The following is a 21,595-nucleotide window of genomic DNA, read 5'->3' as shown; positions in this document are numbered from 1 at the left end:
CGCGTGTGTCGCGGGCCCCGGGGACGTGCGGCTTCTACGGGTGCACGGGGAAGGAGGCCTGGAACGCGAGCCGGTACTCGGCTCCGTCGCCTATGTGCACCAGCAGGTCGTCGAGTGCGAGGTATTCCTCCCAGCGCTCCCTTCCGGTTGCTTCCGCCAGCCGCGCGACGACGAGATCTTCGAGTCCGGCGACGCGCTTGTTCTTCCAGACCTTGTCCGCCGTGCTCACCAGCAGGTCTTCGAGCGTCACACCGGGCGCGGTCCAGGAGGCGTGGGTCCCTGCGAACCGGGCCATGTCAGGGCTGAACCCATGAGCCAGCAGCAGTTCCCTCCCGGCCTCCTCGTGCGAGGAGCCTGGTCCGGACAGTTCGGCGACGTGCACGGTCTTGCCGATGTCATGGGTCGCCGCGCCGAACAGCACGGCCGCCCGGTCGACGGCGATGTCCGGGTAGCGGCGCTCCGTCCAGTCGACAAGCTGGGCCGCCACGTCGTGGACGGCACGCAGATGGGCGGCGAGCCGCGGCGGTGCGCCGAGGGACCGGAGGAGCTCCGCCACCGGGGGCGGGAGGAGGCGAAGGGGCGGATCGGCCGGACCGTGCAGGGCCCGGTGAAGGAAGCCTGATGGTGTCACCGGCTCAGGCTACTGACGCGCCCGGCTGCCGTCTGCCGCCCCGCCCCGGGCCCTCAGGTATCGGTACGGATCACCACCGCGAGGGTGCGGGGGCCGTGGACGCCCTCCACCCGCTCCAGTTCGATGTCGGACGTGGCCGAGGGGCCGCTGATCAGTGTCGTCGGCCTCTGAGGCACCAGCCGGGCCACCGCCTCCGGGACGCCCGCCACGACGGAGGACAGGTCGACCACGCAGACGTGGAGGTCGGGGACGAGGGACAGGGCGCGCCGGCCCTGGTCGGGCGACCCGTCGAGGAAGATCGTGCCGGTCTCCGCGCAGCTGACGGCGGAGGCCGTCACCACTCCGTCCAGCGCGTCGAGGCTCGGGGCCGGGATGTCCGCCGAGTCCCGCTGGATCTCGCCGTCGTAGGCGGTGAGCCACTGCTCGTCCAGGCCGTCCGGAACGCCGATCCGACGGGCGCCGCGCTCCTGCAGGATCTCGGCGATCACCTCGGCCGTGCGGTCGGCGGTGCAGGGGTGGACCTGCGCCTTGTAGTCGACGAGCCGGTCGGTCAGCAGCTCCAGACGTTCGTCGTCCGGGAGGGTGCGACCGGTGCGGTACTCGCGAGGGATCTCGACGCCGGGGGTGGGGGCGATGGCCAGGGCATCCCTGATCCGGCCGAGCACCGTGTCGCGCGCGGTGGTCGTCACTGTTCCTCCTGGTGGTCGTCGGCGCGCCGGGCGGCGCCCTCCTCCGCGGCATCCCGCATGGTGGCCGCGCCTTCGGCGGAGGCCAGCCAGGAGCGGAAGGACTGCTTGGGCGGTGCCGCGGTGTCGCGGCTGTCGCTCCAGCCGTCGAACGGTGCGGGCAGGTGGGAGATGGTGCGGTCGCGTCCGCCTACGCCGACGGAGCGGCTGAGGGAGGCGGCCTTCTGCGCGGCCGTGTAGATCTTCGGCGACTTCATCACGGCGGCGGCGGCCTTCATCGCCAGCTTCTCCGCCGTGGTGCCGGCCTGTTCGGTGTTCTGGTGGCGGAGTTCGACCAGCAGAGAGGGGATGTCGATCTTGACCGGGCAGGCGTCGAAACAGGCGCCGCAGAGGCTGGAGGCGTACGGCAGTGAGCTGTTGGGGTCGTCCTTCGCGGCGTGCATCCCGGCGAGCTGCGGGGTGAGGACCGCGCCGATGGGGCCGGGGTACGTCGATCCGTACGCGTGCCCGCCGGCCCGTTCGTACACCGGGCAGACATTGAGACAGGCCGAGCAGCGGATGCAGTTGAGGGCTTCGCGGCCGACCTTGTCGGCGAGCGCGGCCGTGCGACCGTTGTCGAGGAGGACGAGGTGGAACTGCTGCGGGCCGTCCCCGGGGGTCACCCCGGTCCACATCGACGTGTAGGGGTTCATCCGCTCACCGGTGGAGGAACGCGGCAGCAGCTGGAAGAAGACCTCCAGGTCCTGGAAGCGCGGCAGGACCTTCTCGATCCCCATCACGGTGATCAGGGTGTCGGGCAGGGTCAGGCACATCCGGCCGTTGCCCTCGGACTCGACGACGGAGAGGGTTCCGGACTCGGCGATGCCGAAGTTCGCACCGGAGACGGCCACCTTGGTGGTCATGAACTTCTCGCGCAGATAGGCGCGGGCGGCGGCGGCCAGGTGCGCGGGAACGTTGTCGAGCGCGGGATCGACACCGGGGATCTCCTTGAGGAAAATCTCCCGGATCTCGTCGCGGTTGCGGTGGATCGCGGGGACCAGGATGTGCGAGGGCTTGTCGTGCGCGAGCTGCACGATGAGCTCTGCGAGGTCGGTCTCGTAGGGCGTGATGCCCTCGGCCTCCAGGTGTTCGTTGAGGCCGATCTCCTGCGTGGCCATCGACTTGACCTTGATCACGTCGCTGCTGCCGGTGTCCTTGATCAGCCGGGTGACGATCTCGTTGGCCTCGACGCCGTCGCGCGCCCAGTGGACGGTGCCGCCGTGCTCGGTGACCTTCCGCTCCAGCTGCTCGAGCAGCTCGGGCAGCCGGTTCATGGTGTCGGTCTTGATGGCCGATCCGGCGTCACGCAGCTCTTCCCAGTCCGGGAGTTCGCCGGTGACGTTGATGCGCTTGGCACGGATCGTGCGGGTGGCCCGGCCGAGGTTGCGGCGCAGCTGCTCGTTGCGCAGTTCGTCGTGGGCGGCCTTGGGGAACTTACGCTCCCCCCGGAGGTTCCCTGTCCCGTACGGGGAGCGGGGCGGGGCGGCGGGCATGCCGAGGAACGTGCTCATCGGGCGGCCTCCATCAGGGCGTACGGCGCGGTGCGGGTGGAGCCGAGGATCTGGGCGAGATGCAGCGTGCGCGTACCGGACCTGATGCGGGAGAGCCCGCCGCCGATGTGCATCAGGCAGGAGGAGTCCCCTGCGGAGCAGACATCGGCCTTCGTGGCGGAGATGTTGCGCATCTTGTCCTGGAGCATCGCGGTGGAGGTCTCGGCGTTCTTGACGGCGAAGGTGCCGCCGAAGCCGCAGCAGGAGTCCGCCTCCGGCAGCTCGACGAGGTCGATCTCCTCGACGGCGCGCAGCAGCCGCAGCGGCTTGTCACCGACCCGCAGCATCCGCAGGGAGTGGCAGGTGGGGTGGTAGGTGACGCGGTGCGGGAAGTACGCGCCGACCTGGGTGACTCCGAGGACGTCGACGAGCAGCTCGGAGAGCTCGTACGTCTTGGCCTTGACCGTGGCGACCCCGGCGCGGAGCGCGGCGTCGCCGTACCGCTCGGCGACGATCTCGTGCTGGTGGCGCACCGAGCCGGCACACGATCCGGACGGCATGACGACCGCGTCGATCGAGGCGTCCCCGAACTGCTCGGCGAAGTTGCGCACCAGCGGGACGGGTTCACGCTGGTAGCCGGTGTTGACGTGCATCTGTCCGCAGCAGGTCTGGTCCGGCGGGAAGACCACCTCGTGGCCCAGGCGGGCGAGCAGCACCGCGGTGGATTTCACCGCCTCCGGGAAGAGTGTGTCTCCCAGACAGGTGGCGAAGAGTCCGATACGCATGGGGCCTCCCCGATCGCAAGTTATGGTCGGACCATACTACCCTCCGTCCGTTTCCGGAAGGGTGCGCACGCCCATCAGAGGACACCACGCGAAGGCGGGAGCAAGCGCTTTCCGCCGCACCTCCACCGAACTTCCTCCTGAAGTGACCTACCAATCAATTGGTCTGACCTTATTGACATAGGACATATGCGGTGTCCTACTGATCGCTGAACCAGCTGCCTGCCGGCTGTCCGCTCCTCGAGCCCGCATCCGTACGAGGCCAGGACAGGGCGGTGCACGGCTCAGGCCGGTTCGCTCTGCCCCGTACCACTCGATGAGGAGTAACTCCGTGGCCACCGCGCCCGCCACCGCGCTTGCTTCGTACACACCAGATGTACATGCCATTGCGGACAGCCTCCTGGCGACCGCCCTGGTCAGCCTGATCCCCCTCGCCGTGTTCTTCCTGCTCCTGATGGTGGCGAAGCGCTCGGCACTGGTGTCCGCACTGGGCTCGGTGCTCACGGCCCTCCTCGTGGCGGTGCTCGGGTTCCGGATGCCGGTCGAGCTCGGCCTGCTCTCGGCGTCCCAGGGCCTGCTCTTCGGCCTGTTCCCGGTGATGCTGATCGTCGTCGCGGCGATCTGGTTCTACGAGCTGACGGTCGTCAGTGGCAGGTTCGAGGATCTGCGCCGCTCGTTCAGCGCCGTCGGCCGGGGCGACCTGCGCGTACAGGCGACGCTCATCGCGTTCTGTTTCGGCGGCCTGCTCGAGGCGCTCGCGGGATTCGGCGCACCCGTCGCCATCACGGCCGTGATGCTGATGGCGCTCGGCCTGCCCCCGGTCAAGGCCGCCGTGACGGTTCTTCTCGCCAACACAGCGCCGGTCGCGTTCGGCGCCATGGCCATCCCCGTCACCACGGCGGGCAACCTGACCGGTATCCCGGCGGAGGACATCGCCGCGGTCATCGGCCGCCAGTCCCCGCTGCTCGCGCTCTTCGTGCCCCTGCTGCTGCTGTTCGTCGTGGACGGCACGCGTGGCATCCGTCAGCTGTGGCCCATCGCGCTGGTCACCGGGGCGGTCTTCGCCGTAGCGCAGTACTGGTGCTCCAGCCACTTCGCGTACGAGCTCACCGACGTGGTCGCCTCACTCGCCGGCTTCGGCGCCGCCGTGCTCATGCTGCGCTTCTGGAAGCCCCGCACCCCCGACGACCAGCACTCCCGGATCGAGAAAGAGGCGCTCACGCCGCGCCGGGTCACCTACGCCGTGCTCCCGTACATCCTGGTGATCGCCATCTTCGCCGTCGCCAAGCTGAACATCGGCCCGGTCGACGCGCCCGAGCTCCTCGGCCACCTGAATCTCACCATCGAATGGCCGGGCCTCTACGGCGAGCTGCTCACTTCCAGCGGCGACCCCTCGTCCAGCGCGATCTACAAGCTGGAGGTCCTGGGCAACCCGGGCACCCTGCTGATCGTCTCGGGCATCCTGGTCACGCTGATCTACCGGTACGCGAAGGACCGCGACGCCTATCCGATGACCGGGGCCATGGCTCTCTCCGCGGGCGGCCGCACCCTGAAGAACATGCGGGGCGCCATCATGACGGTCGCCACGGTGCTCGCACTGAGCTACGTGATGAACCAGTCGGGCCAGACCGTGGCCATCGGCACCTGGCTGGCGACAGCGGGCGGACTCTTCGCCCTCCTCTCGCCGACCCTCGGCTGGCTGGGCACCGCGGTGACGGGCTCCGACACCTCCGCCAACGCGCTCTTCGCCAACCTCCAGCAGACAGCCGGCCAGACCGCCGGGATCGACCCGACGCTCCTGGTCGCCGCGAACACCTCGGGCGGCGTGGTGGCCAAGCTGGTGAGCCCGCAGAACCTGACCATCGCCGCCACCGCGGTGGGGATGCCCGGCTCGGAACGCATCCTGCTGCGCAAGGTGGCCGGGTACAGCGTGGGCATGCTGGCCATCCTGTGTGTGCTGGTCTATCTCCAGTCCACGTCGGTGCTCTCCTGGATGCTGCCGTGACCGAGGCGCCGCCGCTACGCGGTACCGCCGTCGACGGCACCGTCCCGGTCCTCGTCGACCAGCGTGCCGTGGAATCCGCGGATGTGGAGCTCGGCCAGGTCGGCCGCCGCCTCGCCCTCGCCGGTGCGGACCAGCCTCAGCAACTCGGTGTGCTGGGAGTTGAGTTGCGTCCGGGTGGCCTCCCAGTCGTCCACCTCTTCGAGGGCCCGCAGGATGAGGGGCCGCACGGACTCCCGCACCGCCGAGGTCAGGGTCGAGGTGAGCGCGTTGCCCGAACTGCTGGCCACCTTGACGTGGAACTGGGTGTCGAGTTCGTTGAACTCCTCCGGCAGGATGCCCGGCTGTGACATCCGGTGGACCACCGCGCCCGCCTCGTCCAGGTCCACCTCGACGGCGTGCGTCGCCGCGGCGGCGAAGCTGGAACGCTCCAGGGCGACCCGGGCCTCCATCACGTCGTGCAGGCTGTAGCTGCCCAGGGCGAAATGGAGGCGCAGCAGCCGACCGAGGGCGTCGTCCGGGTTACGCACTATGCGCGCCCCCGAATCCGGGCCCCGGCCGGGCTGCGCGACCAGCACGCCGATTGTCTCCAGCACGCGGAGCGCCTCCCGCAGAGCGGAACGGCTCACTCCGAAGACGGGGGCGAGCTCACGCTCGGGCGGCAGCCGGTCACCGGCCCTGAGTTTCCCGGCGAAGACCTGCTCCTCGATGCTCTGCAGTACGAGTTCATGGGTTCGGGACTGCCGCACGGGCTGCCACTCGACAGGCATCCGCTACTCCCCATTCCGACCGATATGCATAACTCGACTATGTCACACACGCCATGTGGTCGGACCAGAAAGGCGAGAGATGTCCTGGGCCCGGGCACCGGGTGCGTGAAGCCGCGCCGCGCCGGAGGGCCGGGGCGGTGCGATGCGGCTGTCGTGGGGCGGTTCCGTCCTGGTACCGCCCCGGAGCTGCTCGTCCTGGTAACTTCGATCGTCGTACGAGAGGACGGCCCGGTCCATCAGGACCGGCACCCACCTTCGGGGGGCGGCACCATGTAGACGCGCCCCGGGCGGCGGCCCTGCGCGTCGCTCCGGGTGCGGACCGGCCATAGTGGAGGCGCTCCCCCGAGCGTACGAAGGAGGCCCGGCCGAGCGTGTCCTGTTCTGGCGCGTCTTCCTGCTCAACGCCGCGGTGCTGGTCGCCGCCGGGGCCCTGCCGCTGCGCGGCCCGATCACCGTTTCCGCCCCTGTGGTGCCGACCGAAGCCCTGAGCCTGGCCGGTGGAATGGCCCTGATGCTCGGCGCGAACGCGTTTCTCCTGCGCCTGGGACTCGCTCCGCTGCAACGGGTCACCGGGGCGATGACGACCATCGACCTGCTGAGCCCGCAGCCGCGTCCCGAGGTCGCCGGCGAGGGAGAGGTCGCGGCCCTGATCGAGACGTTCAACAGCATGCTCGACCGGCTGGAGGCGGAGCGGGCGACGAGCGGGCCAAGGGTGCCGAACGCCGCCGGGTCGCGCTCACCCAGGTCCAGGAGATCACCCGGGGCAGCCTCGACGAGAGATCCGCCGGATCGAGTTCCGCGACGAGCCGGTCGACAAGGGCCTGTACGAGGGGGCGCAGCGCCTCGGTGCGACGTGGGGTGAATGCCGAGGAGATCAGGTTGCGCAGCCTGCGGTGGTCGGAGCCGTAGGAGGTGAAGGCACTTACCACCCGGAGATGGGCGCCGGTGGGTCGAGCACGGGACAGCTCCTGGTTTCCATCTGCTCTCCTTAGTGTCGCAGAAATGAAGCCAACCACCGTACCCAGAAGGGACGTTGGGGTCCTGGTCGAGGCGGCGAGGAGTCGTCCAGGATGCTCATGCCACGGCATCGGCAGCAAGACGGCCTGGCGGTGCACGCAGGTGTGGCTCACTCCCGGCGCGACACGGCGACCTCCGGCGTGACTACGACCACGCTGTGCGTTTCATAGGATTCTCACCCAGTGCGCCTACGGTGCTCTCGTGACCCAGACGACCCCGCCCGGCTGGCATCCAGACCCCGGGCACTCAGGAATCGGCCCCCTTCATGAACGCTGGTGGGACGGGAGCCGCTGGACCGACCAGCTCCGGATACCTCCCGCGACGGTCCGGCGCCGCCGCATACGCATCGGCGCGGGCATAGCCGCCGGCATCGTCGTACTCGCGGCCGTCGGTGGCGGCGCGTACCTGCTGGGCGACAGCTCGGACGACCGCGCCGACACCGTGTCCACGGGCCCCGCCCCCTCGGGGAGCCCACGCCTGCCGGGCGCCCCGGACGGCGGCGGGCGGGACGGCGGCGGGAGCGGCGGCCAGGACGACGGCGGAGGCCAGAGCCCCGATCAGCAGATGCCGCAGACCGAGGAGGGGTACGCAACCGACGCGGCCAGTGGCATAAGCATCCCCGTACCGGACGGCTGGACCGGCCAGTCCGGACCGATCGGCGCGGGGGTGACGACCGGTGAGTACGCCTGCCCCGGCGACGAGTCCGAGAAGTGCGTGCGCGGCGGGGTGTTCTCCGCACCGGCTCAGGCACTGAAGGTCGAGGCGACCACGGCGAAGGCCGCGGCGGAGGCCGACATCAAGGCCAACGCCGAGGAGTCGTACGGCGAGAAGATCTACGGCGGCATCACCTCTCACGAGGAGCTCAAGTCCGAGTCCGTCACGGTCGCCGGGCAGAAGGGCTATCAGGTGCGCTGGAAGGTGGTGACGAAGAACGGCGACGACGGATACGTCGAGTCGCTCGCGTTCCCGTCCCCCAACGTCGAGGGCATGCTTGTGGTTGTCCGCTCAGGCTTCGACATCAGCACCGAGGCGCCGAAGCTCTCGGTGCTGGACGACATCACCAAGGGCATCAAGGAAGCGGAGGGCGCTGGTTCCGGCTCCGACGCGGGTGAGACCGCCTGAGTGATTTGATCACGAACGGAGGCCGTACCGAAGAGTCCCGGTACGGCCTCCGTTCGTACGTTTCGGCCGCCGCTCAAGGCATTCGGTCCGGCAGAGGGAACAACCTGCCGCTCCGACGCTCGTCGTCGACCCCATCGGGTTGCCTCAGACGGATGCCGAAGGCGTTCCCTGGAGAGTGTGGAAGTCGACGACGGTCTCGCCGCCGACCGCGTACGTGAACCAGTGCATCGGCCAGGGCCGGATGCCCGGCAAGGACACGTTCTGCCCCGCAGGCTGAACCCCGTCCCGGCGGACGCCGGGGGGCGGAGATCCCGGACGTCCTGACGCCGCTGCCGATTGCGGGTGGGTCGTCAGACGCAGGTGGATGTGTCCGGGGTGCAGAGCTTGACCTGCGGGTAGCGCTGGGACGGCTTGTCCAGGAGGGGCTGGGGCCGGTGGCGCAGGTGCAGTTCCAGGAACGCGCGGGTATACCTGCGGACGATCTCCGAGGCACGCGCCGCCGGCAGGTCGGCACCGATATCGATCCCCAGTTGCTCCGCCAGCAGCCCGACGTCGGTGAAGGAGGCGTGTTCGGCTCCGGCCACCACGAGCCACCGCTTCCACCCGGTCAGGCGTTCCCAGTCGCGTTCCCAGGTGGCGACCGCGCCGCCACCGCTGCCCGGGCTGTACTGAGCCTGCCTGCCGAGGAACAGGAACGGCCGGGACAGGCCGCCCTCCGGGATCGGGATTTGGGTCGAGCCGTCGACGTCGATTCCCACGCGCACCCGCGAATCGGCCAGCATGGACGTGACGGCGCTCGCACCGCCGACGGAGTGGCCCGCCATCGCGATCCGCGACGGATCGATGAGCCGGGCGCCGCTCCATTTCGCCTGCGGCCCGGTCAGTTCGTCCAGTACGAAGGAGACGTCGGCGGCCCTGCCCGTGACCAGCCGGTTCCAGAACGCTTCGTCATGCGGGACCTCGCAGGCGGCGCAGGTGGCGACCCGCCCGTCCGGGAAGGTGGTGGCGACACTCTCATAGGTGTGGTCGATCGCGGCCACGATGTAGCCGTGGCTCGCGAGCTCCTCGGCGAGATTGGTCAGCGTGGTGCGCGGCTTGGAGAAGCCCGGTGAGAGCACGACCAGCGGCAGACCGCGCACGCGCCCTGCCGGTCGGGCGTCGGCGAAGGCGTTGGTCCGCGTCGTGCTCAACACGTCCAACGGCACACCGGTGATGCCGCCTTCCTCGAGGAGCAGCTCCGACTCCGTCGGAGTCATGTACTGCGCCCGCTGTCCGCTCGGCGCCGCCGCCGGATACCACAGGGAGACCATGAGTTCGCGTGCGCTCACCTCGGGAACCCAGGGATCGGAACGGGAGCCGTCCGTGAGGTGCAGGGTGGTGGTGCCGACCGCATGGAGTCCGGTCGGCTCGGGCAGATACGGCGCACTGCCCGAGCCGTCGGCCACAGCGGCAGGAGGCCCGCCCACACCGACGGCGAGCGTGAACAGTGCCGTGGCAACGGTCAGGCCACGACGGAAGAGCGCATGGTTCATCGGGTTGTCCGTTCTCCGCTCAGGGCGGGCGGGCCGTCGTCGTAGCGGCGGCTCACCTCGCGTAGTTCGATCACCGGCATGGCCATGAAAGGCTCCTTGTCTACGCACACTTGGCTGCGTGAACGCTAGGTGCGGGCCCAGCCCGGACGCGTCCCCCGCCCGGACCCTTTGCGGTACCGCTCTGGGACGACCCCCCGGGAAACGTCATCCCTGCGATGTACGCGGGCGATGTATCCGGCGCAATGGAGGACCACCGGGACGGACTCCCCCAGGACCGGGGAGAAGTGGTCGGACTACTCCCGGATGACCTCGGTCACCGTCGCCGGGAAGACGTACGCCGGGCAGTACGGCTGTGGAGGGTCGGCCGGGGCACAGCGGCCATGTCCGTGAGGAGCTGGCGGGCGGTCACCTCGCCGGGCGGCCGGTGCTGTACTTCGGGCCAGAAGGTGTCACGCGCAGGCAGTCGGTCCACTCCGAGTACCATCTCTGCGGGGCTTTCCGGCCGGCGCTCCGCAATGAATCCACTTCGGCAGCACGCTCCGGCCGATCACGCGGATCTGGCTGGGCCCGCTACAGAACAGATGCTTGCGGCCGCCGAGGAACGGATGGGTATCCCCCTCCCTCAGGATCTGCGGGCGTGGCTGCTGCAGAACAATCTGGATCTTCCCGAAGAAGATGCGGACGACGATGTGGCATGTTGCGGCTTCGCCGGTTTCCCCGATGAAGGAAACTTCTTTCTGGGTATCCGGGCGGTGGAGAAGCTCTTGCCGTTGAGGGAGGTGTTCAAAGCCTCGACCCAACGGCACAGGAGCGCTGTTGGTGCCCCATCCTGCCCCACTCGACCCGCGTCACACCCTGGCTGAATTTCTCAGCGCCCGTCGCCGTTGCGGCGGCAGTGGTCGACTTCGCCTACACCCCGTCGAAGAAGGGTCCGGAGGACACCTATGCGGATGCCGCGGCAGCACCAGGGAAGGTGAGGTACCGGGGAAGCACCTTCCGGACACACCGCCCTCCGGCCGCCGCCGCGCAGGTCCGCCCAGCCCGGCCGCCGACGCCCGAGCGCGGGGACCTGCTGCGACCCCGGAGTTCGCGGTCGTTCGTCCTAGGTCCGGGCATGTCCGTCGGCGCGCTCGCCGGCGGCGTGCGCGCCGTGCTGGACGGAAGGGGGATCGGGACGACTCCCGGTATCCTCGGCATCAAAATTCTCGGGCTCGCTCTTGCCATCGCGTGGTTCGTTGCATACGCGCAGGAGCGCTGAGAATCATAAGCCAGCGAGCGGCACCCCGGCGTCCCGCCACGTTTTACGCCCACCACCATCGCCGTCCGCCGGGCACGGCCCCTCCTGGGGCGAGCCGGCCCGTCGACGTGGACCGAGGGGCTGGTCCCCGGCTGCTCCCAAGAATGACCGAGGGCCGGTTTCGGATTTCTCCGAAACCGGCCCAGATCTACGACTCTCACGAGTCGGGACGACAGGATTTGAACCTGCGACCCCTTGACCCCCAGTCAAGTGCGCTACCAAGCTGCGCCACGTCCCGATACCCGCTGACCTGGGGTTTCCCCTGGCCGAACGCGCATGAGAACAATACCGCACTTACACCGGTGCTCACGAACCCGTTTCCGGTGAACGGACCTCGACCTCGCTCGATGCCGCCACGTGCACGGCGGGTCACGGTCCGAGCACGACGCCTCAGCCGTCGCCTGGCGCCAGGCCGAGCGCCGGGTGCTCGGCGGCGAGCCCGCGCGGGGCGGCCTGCCGCCAGGAGTCGGCGAGGGTCGCCCTCAGCTCCGCCACGCCGTCGAGGGCGGCGAGCCGCACCCGCAGCCACGCGTACGTGTCGTCGTGCCCCTCACGCACGAAGAACTTCGCCGGTTCCGCAGCGATCAGCCCGGCACGGTCCTCGACCGGACACTTGACGCCCATGGTCGCGTCATCCTCCAGCGCTTGGAAGATCCTTCCGGCGACCCGGAAGGTCGGTAGGCCCCAGGCGGGCTTCTCGGCCGTATCGGGCAGGGACAGCGCGATCGCGCGGCCGTCGTCGGTGATGGTCATCCACGGTCTCCGTTCCGAAGGCTGCGTTCGGTCCGACCGTAGCCCTCTGACCGCGGCGCCCTGGGGGTTCACGGCGAGCCCGTCGGCCCATTGACCCGGCACGGCCGTGAACCTACTCTGAACCACGCACATCAGAAAGCGCTTTCTACCCCCCCATGCCCGGCCCCACCGCACCGGGAGCGCACTCATGAGCAGCCGTCCGTTACCCAGGACTCCCGCGTCCCCCGCTTCTCCCCCGGCGTCGATCGCCCTCGTGGCCCTCGTCGCACTTCTGACGCTGATCATCGGCTCGGTCGCGGCCGCCTCGTTCCCCAGGGCTCCGGCCGAGCCGTTCCGCGTACTGGTCTACTCCGGGGGGACGCACGCGTCCCAGGACTCGGTCCGCGCAGGTGTCGACGCGGTGAGGAAGCTCGGGGCGGACCACGGGTTCGGGGTCGAGGCGACCGACGATCCGGATGTGTTCGACGACGCCGTGCTGGCCCGGTTCCACGCGGTCGTCTTCAACAACGCCGCGCCCGCGTCGAGGAAGGGGAAGGACCTCGACGAGGGCGGTCGCGCCGCCCTGCAGAAGTACATCCGGACGGGGGGCGGCTGGGTCGGCCTGCATGACGCCGCCGCCGGCACCGGCTGGGACTGGTACGGAGGACTGGTCGGCGCGACCCTCGACCGGGGCACGCCGGTGCAGACCGGCAGGGTCGAGGTCCTCGACCACGCGCATCCCTCGACGGTGACTCTTCCCGACCTCTGGGAACGTACGGAGGAGTGGCACAACTGGCGCGCCGATCCGGCCGGCACGGTGCACACCCTCGCGGAGATCAGGGTGCGTGACGGCGTCACGGGCCTGGACGAGGGCGCGGACCACCCCTGGTCGTGGTGTCAGAACTACGACGGCGGGCGTTCGTGGTTCACCGCGGGCGGCCACGCGCCCTCGGCCTTCCAGGAGGACGCCTTTCTCGCCCATCTGCTGGGCGGCATCGAGTGGGCCGCGGGCGCGAAGCCCGGCGACTGCACGGCGACCGGCGCCGGTTCCTTCCAGCGGACCCCGCTCGCGACCGGAGGTCTGACCGATCCGGTCGCTGTGGCGGTCGCCCCCGACCGCCGGGTGTTCGTCGCACAGCGCACCGGCGAACTCGAGGTCGTCGACCAGCGGACCATGAAGGTTTCCACCGCACTCGACCTGGCGTACTCCCCGGAGACGGCTGCCCGTTCGGACGGACTGACCGGTCTCGCCCTGGATCCGGACTTCGCGGTGAACAACTGGCTCTACCTGCTGAGTTCAGAACCCACGGGAAAGCGGTTGGCCCTCTCCCGTTTCACGGCCGACGGCGGCACGGTCGATCCCGCCTCGGAGAAGCGCCTGCTCGTTCTTCCGGGCCGGCGGTCCACGGACAGCGGGGCCCCGGCAACATCCGGGTCGCTCGGGTTCGACCGGGAAGGCCGCCTGTACGTGGCGACCGGCGACGTCAGCCCGCCTCTGGCGTCGGGGGCTCCGGATGATCTGCGGGGCGCGATCCTGCGGATCACCCCGCAGGACGACGGCACCTACACCGTGCCCCAGGACAATCTCTTCGAGCCGGGTACGGCCGGCACCCGCCCGGAGATCTACGCGACGGGCATGCGGAACCCCTACAGCTTCACCGTGGACCCGGTCAGCGGTGATCTGCTGGCCGCCGATGCCGGCGCCGACGGCGCGGTGGGCTACTTCCGGATCACCGAAGCGGGGCAGGTGGGCCGGCCGTACTGCTCCGGAGGCACCGCCCGCGGAGCGGCGGGCTGCTCCCCGCGGGTCAACGGCGCACCGCCGGACAGCGGCCCGGGCAGCGGTGGCGCGTCGAGCGGCCCTGTCTACACCTATGACCCGGAGAGTCTCCACCACAGCAAGTTCCCCGAATACTTCGCAGGGAAGTGGCTGACGTACGACCCGGCCGGCCGACGCTTCACCACGCACTCGTTCCAGCGCGGGAACCAGACGTTCTCCGACCCGCGCTTCGGACCGGTCGAGACCGGTGAACTCCAGTCCGTCAACGTCGTCTTCGACGACATGGAGTGGAGCCGGCCGTCGGCCGCCGTCTTCGGTCCGGACGGCGCCCTGTACGTCATCGACGCGGGGCTCGGCAGCGGCGCGGGCCGCGACGGCGGCGACGAGGGCGCGGGGGTCTACCGGATCGACCACGTCGGCGAGGGCCGGCTGCCCGGTGCGGCCGTCACCACCGACCGGGACAACGGCCCCGCCCCGCTGACCGTGGCCTTCACGGGCGCGGGCTCCGGGCTCCCCCAAGGGGTGCCGGTCAGCTACGCCTGGGACTTCGACGGGGACGGCGGCACCGACTCGACGGAGGCGAACCCCTCGTACACCTACCGCACGGAAGGGCAATTCACGGCGCGCCTCACGGTGACCGGTCCCGAAGGTACGACGGCCATGGCCGGTCAGGAGATCACCGTAGGCAACACCCGGCCCCGGATCACGGTCCGCCAGTTGCCGGACGGCGGCTTGTACCGCCCCGGCGACACCGTGCCCCTCACGGTGGACGTGAAAGATGACGAGGACGGGACGAGGCCGGTCGACTGCTCACGGATCCTCGTACGCTCACAGGCCGGCCTCCCCGGCACGGTGCACCCCCTCGCCGGCACCCCGGGAGGAGGACGGCGGTGCGGGGGCTCCTTGGTCATGGCGACCGGGGAGGTGTCCCGGTCCGGCTCGCACCTGGTCACGGTGCAGTACACGGACAGGGGCGCACCGAATGCCCCGGAGCTCACAGGCTCCGCCTCACTCACCCTGCGTACGGCCTTCCAGGAGGCGGAGCAGTACACTTCGACCGGGGGCACCCACGACGGAGCCGTGGCCGGCAGGCGTACGGGGGCCTCGGGCGGCAGGGCGCTGACGGAGATCGAGGACGGGGACTGGATCGCCTTCGATCCGGTGAGCCTGCGGAACATCCGGTCCGTGACGGTCGGTGCGACGCCGTGCGGGACAGGCGGAACGGTCGAATTCCGGGCCGGGTCCCCTGACGGCCCCCTGCTCGGCTCGCTGACCGTCCCCGGCGCGGAGGACGGGGTGGCGGGAAGCGGGACGGCCCGGGGCGGGACCGTGTCACCGACGGCCGCGTTGAGGAGCCCTGGCGGCAGCGCGGTGCTGTACGCGGTGTTCACCGACCCGGCGTGGAACAGCGAGCAGCCGGACCTGTTCGCCGTGGACTGGCTGCGCTTCGACGGACCGGGCGCCGGGAGGGCGGGAGCCCGGTGACGGCGGCCCACGGCGCTCAGTGCGAGGCGAGGAACGTCCGGTACCAGGCGAGGGTGGCGTCCAGCGTGTCGGAGAGCGGGGTGGGCGACAGCCCGTAGGCCTTCTCGATGGCGGAGGAGTCGACCGTCTGGCCTTCGGTGTGCTGGTAGAACATCTCGGCGTACGCCGTCATGAACACCTCGTCGAAGGGTCCGAACGGGCGCGGCTCGGCGACGGCCGTGAGATCCAGGGGACGGCCGACCCGCTCCTCGATCATCGCGAAGATCCGGCGTGTGGTGAGTGCGGGAGCCGTGGGAAGGTGCCAGACCCGTCCGTCGCCACCCGGGTCCGCACCGAGGGTGGCGAGCCCGGCCGCGACATCGGCGATGTACGTGTAGCTGTGCGGCAGATCGATGTCGCCGAGGGCCGGGACCTGGCCGCCGGTGAGCGCCGCGGGGAAGACGGCGCCGCCCAGCGTGGAGTTGAGCACTCCCGGCCCGACGAAGTCTGCGGAGCGTCCCAGCACGACGCGGACCCGCCCTTCCGCGTGCGCGGCGAGGTACCGGGCGTCGAGCTCGGCGCGCATCACGCCCTTGCTGCTGGTGGCGTTCCACGGAGTGTCCTCGGTCATCACCGCACCGTGCGTCTCCCCGTACGGGTAGAGCGTGTCGAGGACGACCAGACGGGCGCCGGCCGCCTCGACCGCCGCGAGGACGGCCTCCTGTATGCGGGGCATCACCTCGACCTGGAGGTGATAGCCGACGTTGACGCAGTGGTACACGACAGCCGCCCCCTCGACGGCCTCGCGCGCGCCTTCGGGGGTGGACACGTCGGCCGCGAACCGGCCGACGCCCTCGATCTCGGGCCCCTGCCCCTTCCGGTCGACGAGGCGGACCCGGTGGCCCCGGGTGGCGAGCTCCCGGGCCAGGGCGGTGCCGGCCGGTCCGGCGCCGAGGACGGTGTGGAGAGCGGGTGCGGTGCTCATGGTGTGCCCCTTCGACTCATCGAGAGTTACTGTCTCTCACTTCTGTTAGACACTGTAACTCGCATGACGAGCCATAGCAATGCCGCCCCGCAGCCCCCTGCCCCCTCACTCCGGCCCTCGGCGGCGGCGCTTCGGATCGGCCAGGACCGCGGCGCCCTAGCCCGCGTCGTCCGGGTTGAGGCCGGCACCCGGAGCCACGACGCGGTCGATGCGGTCCAGCACAGCGGGCCCCAGGACGACGTCCGCGGCGTCCAGTGGGCCGCGCAGATGACCGGCGGTGCGCGGGCCGATGATCGCTGCGGAGACCGCGGGGTGCACAGGCCGAGCGGCTGCTCGACCTGCTGATGCACGGCATCACCCGCCCGGAGGGGTGGCGTGAGCCTTGTTAGGCTCCGTAACGGAAGTAAGCGCGTCTAGCAGCCCCGTACGCCGAGCAGAGTGAGCAGAGGAGTCCGCGATGGTCCGAGGCCAGGAGGGCCCCCGTGCCCGGTACAGGGAGCAGACCCGGTCCGAGATCAAGGACACGGCGCTGCGGCAGCTGGCCGAATCGGGAGCCGGCGCCCTCGCGCTGACCCGCATCGCCAAGGAGATGGGCCTCTCGGGCCCGGCGCTCTACCGGTACTTCGCCGGCCGTGACGATCTGCTGAGCGCCCTGATCAGGGACGCCTACGACGACGCCGCCACGGCGGTCGCCGATGCGGCGGCCGCAGCGGAGGAGGCGGGGCTGAGCCCACGCGCCCGGCTGCACGCACTGGGCGGTGCCTACCGCGCCTGGGCGGCGACGGAGCCGCACCGCTATCTGCTGATCCAGGGAGCCCCCGTGCCGGGCTACGTCGCCCCCGACGACACCCGGGACCGTGCCCGGGCGGTGCTCGGCCCGTTCCTGCCGCTCTTCGCGGACGGATCACCCGGGACGAGCGCGTCCGCGCTGGTGACCGAGATGGAGGCCTGGCTCACGGCCGATGCGGGGGTCGCCGAGTGGGTCGCCCGGTACGCCCCGCACACGGCCTCGGACACGCGCCGCGCGGCGTACGGGCTGGCGGGCGCCGTGCTCGTATGGGCGCAGTTGCACGGCTCCGTGGGGCTGGAGACGGCGGGACAGTTCACCGGGATGGGACACAGCGGCGACACCCTGCTCGCTACACAACTGCACCTGCTCGCGGACGCGTTCGCATGGGACTGAGCGCCGCCCCCGAGGTCAGGGGTTCACGGCCTCCCGGCGCTCGATCTGTACGACGAACTCCCGGGCCAGCAGCTTGATGGTGTCGAGTCCGGCCCGGCCCCAGGCACGCGGCACGGTGTCCACGGCGCAGACGGTGCCGAGCGCGACGCCCGTACGGTCGATGAGCGGGGCGCCGAGGTAGGAGCGGATGCCTATGTCGTCGACCACCGGGTTGCCGGCGAACCGCGGGTAGTCGCAGACGTCCTCCAGCACCAGGGCCTTACGCCGCACGAGCACATGCGGGCAGTAACCGTGATCCCGGGCCAGATACCGGCCGCCGCTTCCGGCCGCGGCAGCCGCACCCAGGTCCGCTCCGCTCCGGATGCCTGCCGGGGTGTGCAGCCCCGCGAAGAACTGCCGGTTCTCGTCGATGAAGTTGACTATCGAGAAGGGCGTCGCGGTGACCTCCGCCACCCGGTCGGCGAAGGCGTCGAAGCTGTCGAACGAGGCGTCGGCACGCTCCCCCAGGCCGAGCCTCCGCAGCCGTGCGCTCCTGCGCGCCCCGTCCCGGTCGACGGGGGTGAGCAGCGGCCGGCCCGTCCCGTACGGGATCACGGGTGGACTCCGAAACCCGAGAGCGGCGCCGGCGCCGTGGCGTTGATGAGGTGCTGGACGAGCGTGACCAGCGCCCCGGTGCCCGAGCTGGCGATCCTGGCGTCGCAGAGGACGACCGGCACCGCCGGCCCCAGGTCGAGAGCCGCCCGCACCTCCTCCGGTTCGTAACGGTAGGCGCCGTCGAACTCGTTGACCGCGACGATGAAGCCGATGCCGCGCCGCTCGAAGAAGTCGACGGCCGCGAAGCATTCGGCGAGCCGACGCGTGTCGGCGAGCACGACCGCTCCGAGGGCGCCCTTGGACAGCTCGTCCCACATGAACCAGAAGCGCTCCTGCCCGGGGGTTCCGAAGAGGTAGAGCACGTGCTGCTCGGACAGCGTGATCCGGCCGAAGTCCATGGCCACGGTGGTCGCCGACTTGGACTCAATGCCTTCGAGGCTGTCGGTCGCGGCGCTGACCTGCGTCAGGAGCTCCTCGGTACTCAGCGGTGCGATCTCGCTGACGGCGCCCACGAACGTCGTCTTGCCGACGCCGAAACCGCCCGCGACCAGGATCTTGAGGGCCACGGGGAAGTATTCGGAGCTGTCAGAGCTGTCGTCGTAGACCATCGAGCACTGCCTCCAGCAGGGATCGGTCGGTTGGCATGTCATGGAACGCGGGGGCGTGCGCGGTGACCGCTCCGCAGTCGACCAGGTCGGACAGGAGGACCTTGGTGATGACGGCGGGCAGCCGCAGATGGGCGGCGATCTCCGCCACGGACGTGGGTCCGCAGCAGAGCTCCAGGGCCACGGTGTGTTCAGGGCCGAGGTGGACCTGGGGCACGCTCCCCGTGGCCATCACCAGGGAGAGCAGGTCGAGCACGGTGGTCGGCCTCGTCCGGCCGTTGCTCACGGTGTACGGGCGGATGAGCCGGCCTGCCGCATCGTCGAGCAACGGCCCGTCCTGCGGGGCCGGCATCCTCACAGCCCCGGGGTGAACGGCGCTCCGGCCGGCTGCCGGAGCGGCGTCATCAGGTAGGGGCGCACGCTCTTGACCAGCATGGCCATCTCGTACCCCAGTACGGCGGCATCCGCTTCGCGGTCGGCGAGGACGGCGAGACAGGTGCCGGAGCCTGCGGTGGAGACGAACAGGAGCGTCGAGTCGAGCTCGACCACGATCTGCCTCACGTCGCCTTTGTCACCGAATCTGGCACCGGCGCTTCGGCCGAGTGAGTACAGGCCGGCGGCCAGGGCGGCCATGTGATCGGCGCTGTCGGCGTCCATGCCGTGCACGGATTTCACCAGGCCGTCCGCCGAGAGGAGGACGGCGCTGCGTGTGTAGGGCACGCGTTGGACCAGGCCGCTCAACAGCCAGTCGAGGTCCGAGACCTGACCGGACGGCATTTTGCTCGTCATGGTGCATCTACTCCTTGAACATGTTCTCGGTTCGTGGATCCGGTTCGGGCGTCTGCGGTTCCCGGAGTCCGGTGTCCGCCCGCTCGGTACCGGCTGTCGCGGTGGTCGCGGGGCTGCGGAACGGCAGCGGGGCCGGGCCGTGGGAACGCTGTGCCCCGACGGTCACGGCGGGGCCGGGGGCGGCGGGCTCGGCGCCCGGTGCGCCGTATGCGTCCGGCGGTTCCGGCTCCTCAGCGGTCCGGCCCTCCGCGAGGTCGACCCCACGCCGGAAGGCAGCCATCAGGCCGGGGTCGTGCAGGGCCTTCCCGTCCTCGGCGCGTGGCACCGGGGCCTCCCTGAGCTGCGGAACCAGATGCTCCTGGTTGCTGCGCCTGGGGAGCTGGGGGCGGTCCGGGGCGGCCGCGGGCGCCTCGGCTGGGGCGCCGGTGTCCGTGGCGGTCCGGACGAATGCGACGGACCCGGCGGACGGGGCGGGTCCTCCGGCCGAGGGGGCAGTCACAGCCGACGGGGCGGGCAAGACCGCGGGAGTCGGCCCCGCCGGCGGTGCGGGCTCGGCGGACGGCGGCGCGGGCTCGGCGGTCTCGAAGGACCGGACGCCCGACGGGGACGCCGCCAGGTTCGGGCGGTCGACCCGCTCGGCACGCAGCGGCAACGGCGGCGGCCCCTCCCCCTGTGCCCGGTCCAGCCGCAGTGGGGACTGGACCGCCGCCTGCGGTGGGGCTACGGGCGATGAGTCGTGGGTTCCGGACGGCGGGGCCGTCGTCGCCCCGGCCGGCGACGTGGCATCGATGTCGATGCCCAGGAGGATCTCGGGCAGCACGAGCACCGCCTGCGTGCCCCCGTAGATGTTGCTCTGCAGCCGCACGGCGATGCCGTGCCTCCGGGCCAGGGAGGCGACGACGAACAGCCCGATCCGCCCGTCCTGCAGCAGATGGGCGACGTTGACCTGGTCGGGGTCGGCGAGCAGGGTGTTCATCCGCTTCTGCTCGGGACCGGGCATGCCGAGTCCCCGGTCTTCCACCTCCAGGGCCAGCCCGGCGGTGACGCGCTGGGCTCGCAGCAGGACCTGGGTGTGCGGGGCGGAGAACACGGTTGCGTTCTCGACGAGTTCGGCGAGGAGGTGGATCACGTCGGCCACCGCGTGTCCGCGCAGGGTGCCGTCGATCGGCGGGACCAGCTTGACCCGTGGGTACTGCTCGACCTCGGCGATAGCCGAGCGCAGCACTTCGGTCATGGTCACGGGATTGCTCCACTGCCGCCGTGAGACCGCGCCGCCGAGCACGGCGAGGTTCTCGGCGTGCCTGCGGATACGGGTGGCGAGGTGGTCCACGTGGAAGAGGCCCTTGAGCAGGTCGGGGTCCTCGACTTCGTGCTCCAGCTCGTCGAGGATCTGGATCTCCCGGTGCACGAGGGACTGCAGCCGCCGGGCGAGGTTGACGAAGACCTCGACCTTCTGTTCGTTCCCGTTGCTGCGGAACAGCTGTGAGGCCTGGACGACGGCCGCCACCGCCTCGTCCTGCGAGCGGCCCATCTCCTGGGCGAGGAGATCGAAGGCGTCCGCGTCGTCGGCGGCGGCCGGTGTCGGCCGGCGGGCGGGCAGGGGTTCACCGTCGCGGAGCTGTTCCACGACGCGCTGGAGCTCGGCCTGGTGCTGGGCGCCGGTGCGCCGGAGTGCCAGAGCGCGGTCGAGGACGCCGGTGGCGACACGGCCTGAACCGAGAAAGGCCGCGGTCACGGCCGCCACGGCGAGCGCCCCGGATCCTCCGAGCGCCGCCAGGAGGCTGCCGGAGGGGCGCACCCCGGAGGCCCGGATGGTGAAGATGACGGCCGCCGCTCCGCTGAGCACGGCGGCCACGGTCGGCAGGAGGGCGGTGCGCAGCAGCTGCGGTCGCAGTCGGCTGTCGGGAACGGGCTGCGCGGCTCGCGGCCGGCTCGCGGCCGAGTGCGAACGGCCACCCGGACGACCGTGCCGTCCACCTTCGCGGCGTTCCGGTCGCGCGTTGGGTGCGCGAAGTTGAGACATCATCGTCCTCGGTACGTGGGGCACCAGGAATCGGCATTCGTGTGGTGACACCTACGGTGGTCGGTCAGGCCC

20 protein-coding genes, 1 tRNA gene and 1 pseudogene are annotated in these 21,595 nt (G+C 70.7%); 7 read left to right on the top strand and 15 right to left on the bottom strand.

Annotation, left to right across the window (positions count from 1 at the left end; genetic code table 11):
- Positions 1-34: 34 nt before the first annotated feature.
- From ACIBCU_RS32725 to ACIBCU_RS32710, 4 genes are read right to left on the bottom strand one after another with little or no spacing between them, the layout of a single operon-like run.
- Positions 35-631, bottom strand: coding sequence for an HD domain-containing protein (locus ACIBCU_RS32725; protein ID WP_399235870.1), 597 nt, complete (start codon positions 629-631; stop codon positions 35-37).
- Positions 632-684: 53 nt separating this feature from the next.
- The gene (locus ACIBCU_RS32720; protein ID WP_399235869.1) at positions 685-1,320 is read right to left on the bottom strand and encodes a lactate utilization protein C; all 636 of its coding nucleotides are present in this window, start codon (positions 1,318-1,320) and stop codon (positions 685-687) included.
- Positions 1,317-2,867, bottom strand: coding sequence for a lactate utilization protein B (locus ACIBCU_RS32715; protein WP_362928321.1), 1,551 nt, complete (start codon positions 2,865-2,867; stop codon positions 1,317-1,319). The genes ACIBCU_RS32720 and ACIBCU_RS32715 overlap by 4 nt, the downstream gene beginning before the upstream one ends.
- Positions 2,864-3,631 (bottom strand): (Fe-S)-binding protein, encoded by a 768-nt coding sequence (locus ACIBCU_RS32710; RefSeq protein WP_399235867.1) that lies wholly within the window; start codon positions 3,629-3,631, stop codon positions 2,864-2,866. Before ACIBCU_RS32710 ends, ACIBCU_RS32715 begins: the two co-directional genes overlap by 4 nt.
- A gap of 313 nt (positions 3,632-3,944) precedes the next feature.
- On the opposite strand from ACIBCU_RS32710, the gene ACIBCU_RS32705 reads away from it, so the two are divergent.
- Positions 3,945-5,633 (top strand): L-lactate permease, encoded by a 1,689-nt coding sequence (locus ACIBCU_RS32705; RefSeq protein WP_399235865.1) that lies wholly within the window; start codon positions 3,945-3,947, stop codon positions 5,631-5,633.
- A gap of 14 nt (positions 5,634-5,647) precedes the next feature.
- Here ACIBCU_RS32705 and ACIBCU_RS32700 read toward each other — a convergent pair whose 3' ends face one another.
- Positions 5,648-6,400 (bottom strand): FCD domain-containing protein, encoded by a 753-nt coding sequence (locus tag ACIBCU_RS32700; protein WP_362928315.1) that lies wholly within the window; start codon positions 6,398-6,400, stop codon positions 5,648-5,650.
- A gap of 376 nt (positions 6,401-6,776) precedes the next feature.
- Between ACIBCU_RS32700 and ACIBCU_RS32695 the strand changes: the two are divergent.
- Positions 6,777-7,177: pseudogene (locus ACIBCU_RS32695) on the top strand (HAMP domain-containing protein); the annotation flags it as partial.
- Positions 7,178-7,618: 441 nt separating this feature from the next.
- Positions 7,619-8,539, top strand: coding sequence for a DUF2510 domain-containing protein (locus ACIBCU_RS32690; protein WP_399235863.1), 921 nt, complete (start codon positions 7,619-7,621; stop codon positions 8,537-8,539).
- Between the two features lie 350 nt (positions 8,540-8,889).
- Here the strand turns inward: ACIBCU_RS32690 and ACIBCU_RS32685 are convergent, their stop codons facing one another.
- Positions 8,890-10,071 carry an alpha/beta hydrolase family protein gene (locus tag ACIBCU_RS32685; RefSeq protein ID WP_399235861.1) on the bottom strand — a complete coding sequence of 394 codons (1,182 nt, stop codon included), beginning with the start codon at positions 10,069-10,071 and terminating at the stop codon, positions 8,890-8,892.
- Between the two features lie 215 nt (positions 10,072-10,286).
- Here ACIBCU_RS32685 and ACIBCU_RS32680 point away from each other — a divergent pair, with 215 nt between their 5' ends.
- Both ACIBCU_RS32680 and ACIBCU_RS32675 read left to right on the top strand, forming a co-directional pair.
- Positions 10,287-10,934, top strand: coding sequence for an SMI1/KNR4 family protein (locus tag ACIBCU_RS32680; RefSeq protein ID WP_399235859.1), 648 nt, complete (start codon positions 10,287-10,289; stop codon positions 10,932-10,934).
- A 251-nt stretch (positions 10,935-11,185) separates the two neighbouring features.
- The gene (locus ACIBCU_RS32675; RefSeq protein ID WP_399235857.1) at positions 11,186-11,329 is read left to right on the top strand and encodes a hypothetical protein; all 144 of its coding nucleotides are present in this window, start codon (positions 11,186-11,188) and stop codon (positions 11,327-11,329) included.
- A 203-nt stretch (positions 11,330-11,532) separates the two neighbouring features.
- Here ACIBCU_RS32675 and ACIBCU_RS32670 read toward each other — a convergent pair.
- Positions 11,533-11,606, bottom strand: a tRNA-Pro gene (locus tag ACIBCU_RS32670).
- Positions 11,607-11,758: 152 nt separating this feature from the next.
- Positions 11,759-12,121, bottom strand: a complete 363-nt coding sequence (locus ACIBCU_RS32665; RefSeq protein ID WP_399235855.1) for an MmcQ/YjbR family DNA-binding protein — start codon at positions 12,119-12,121, stop codon at positions 11,759-11,761.
- A 187-nt stretch (positions 12,122-12,308) separates the two neighbouring features.
- Here ACIBCU_RS32665 and ACIBCU_RS32660 point away from each other — a divergent pair, with 187 nt between their 5' ends.
- Positions 12,309-15,365 (top strand): ThuA domain-containing protein, encoded by a 3,057-nt coding sequence (locus ACIBCU_RS32660; protein ID WP_399235853.1) that lies wholly within the window; start codon positions 12,309-12,311, stop codon positions 15,363-15,365.
- A 16-nt stretch (positions 15,366-15,381) separates the two neighbouring features.
- Here the strand turns inward: ACIBCU_RS32660 and ACIBCU_RS32655 are convergent, their stop codons facing one another.
- Positions 15,382-16,329 carry an NAD-dependent epimerase/dehydratase family protein gene (locus tag ACIBCU_RS32655; RefSeq protein ID WP_399235851.1) on the bottom strand — a complete coding sequence of 316 codons (948 nt, stop codon included), beginning with the start codon at positions 16,327-16,329 and terminating at the stop codon, positions 15,382-15,384.
- Between the two features lie 156 nt (positions 16,330-16,485).
- Entirely contained in the window at positions 16,486-16,647 is a 162-nt protein-coding gene (locus ACIBCU_RS32650) for a hypothetical protein (protein ID WP_399235849.1), read from the bottom strand.
- A gap of 139 nt (positions 16,648-16,786) precedes the next feature.
- On the opposite strand from ACIBCU_RS32650, the gene ACIBCU_RS32645 reads away from it, so the two are divergent.
- A complete protein-coding gene (locus ACIBCU_RS32645) occupies positions 16,787-17,512 on the top strand; it encodes a TetR/AcrR family transcriptional regulator (protein ID WP_399235847.1) in 726 nt (241 codons plus the stop codon).
- A gap of 15 nt (positions 17,513-17,527) precedes the next feature.
- Here ACIBCU_RS32645 and ACIBCU_RS32640 read toward each other — a convergent pair whose 3' ends face one another.
- The 5 genes from ACIBCU_RS32640 to ACIBCU_RS32620 are packed head-to-tail and all read right to left on the bottom strand — an operon-like array spanning position 17,528 to position 21,523.
- Positions 17,528-18,106 carry a GAF domain-containing protein gene (locus tag ACIBCU_RS32640; RefSeq protein WP_362928297.1) on the bottom strand — a complete coding sequence of 193 codons (579 nt, stop codon included), beginning with the start codon at positions 18,104-18,106 and terminating at the stop codon, positions 17,528-17,530.
- The gene (locus ACIBCU_RS32635; RefSeq protein ID WP_399235845.1) at positions 18,103-18,714 is read right to left on the bottom strand and encodes a GTP-binding protein; all 612 of its coding nucleotides are present in this window, start codon (positions 18,712-18,714) and stop codon (positions 18,103-18,105) included. Before ACIBCU_RS32635 ends, ACIBCU_RS32640 begins: the two co-directional genes overlap by 4 nt.
- Positions 18,692-19,063, bottom strand: coding sequence for a DUF742 domain-containing protein (locus ACIBCU_RS32630; protein ID WP_362928293.1), 372 nt, complete (start codon positions 19,061-19,063; stop codon positions 18,692-18,694). The genes ACIBCU_RS32635 and ACIBCU_RS32630 overlap by 23 nt, the downstream gene beginning before the upstream one ends.
- A 2-nt stretch (positions 19,064-19,065) precedes the next feature.
- Positions 19,066-19,500, bottom strand: a complete 435-nt coding sequence (locus ACIBCU_RS32625; RefSeq protein WP_362928291.1) for a roadblock/LC7 domain-containing protein — start codon at positions 19,498-19,500, stop codon at positions 19,066-19,068.
- Positions 19,501-19,507: 7 nt separating this feature from the next.
- Positions 19,508-21,523 (bottom strand): ATP-binding protein, encoded by a 2,016-nt coding sequence (locus ACIBCU_RS32620; RefSeq protein WP_399235843.1) that lies wholly within the window; start codon positions 21,521-21,523, stop codon positions 19,508-19,510.
- Positions 21,524-21,595: the final 72 nt, after the last annotated feature.

Source organism: Streptomyces sp. NPDC051064, from assembly GCF_044455985.1.
Classification (GTDB): Bacteria; Actinomycetota; Actinomycetes; order Streptomycetales; family Streptomycetaceae; genus Streptomyces.
The sequence above is the reverse complement of the archived record's forward strand: the minus strand, read 5'-3'. Positions and strand labels throughout refer to the sequence as shown.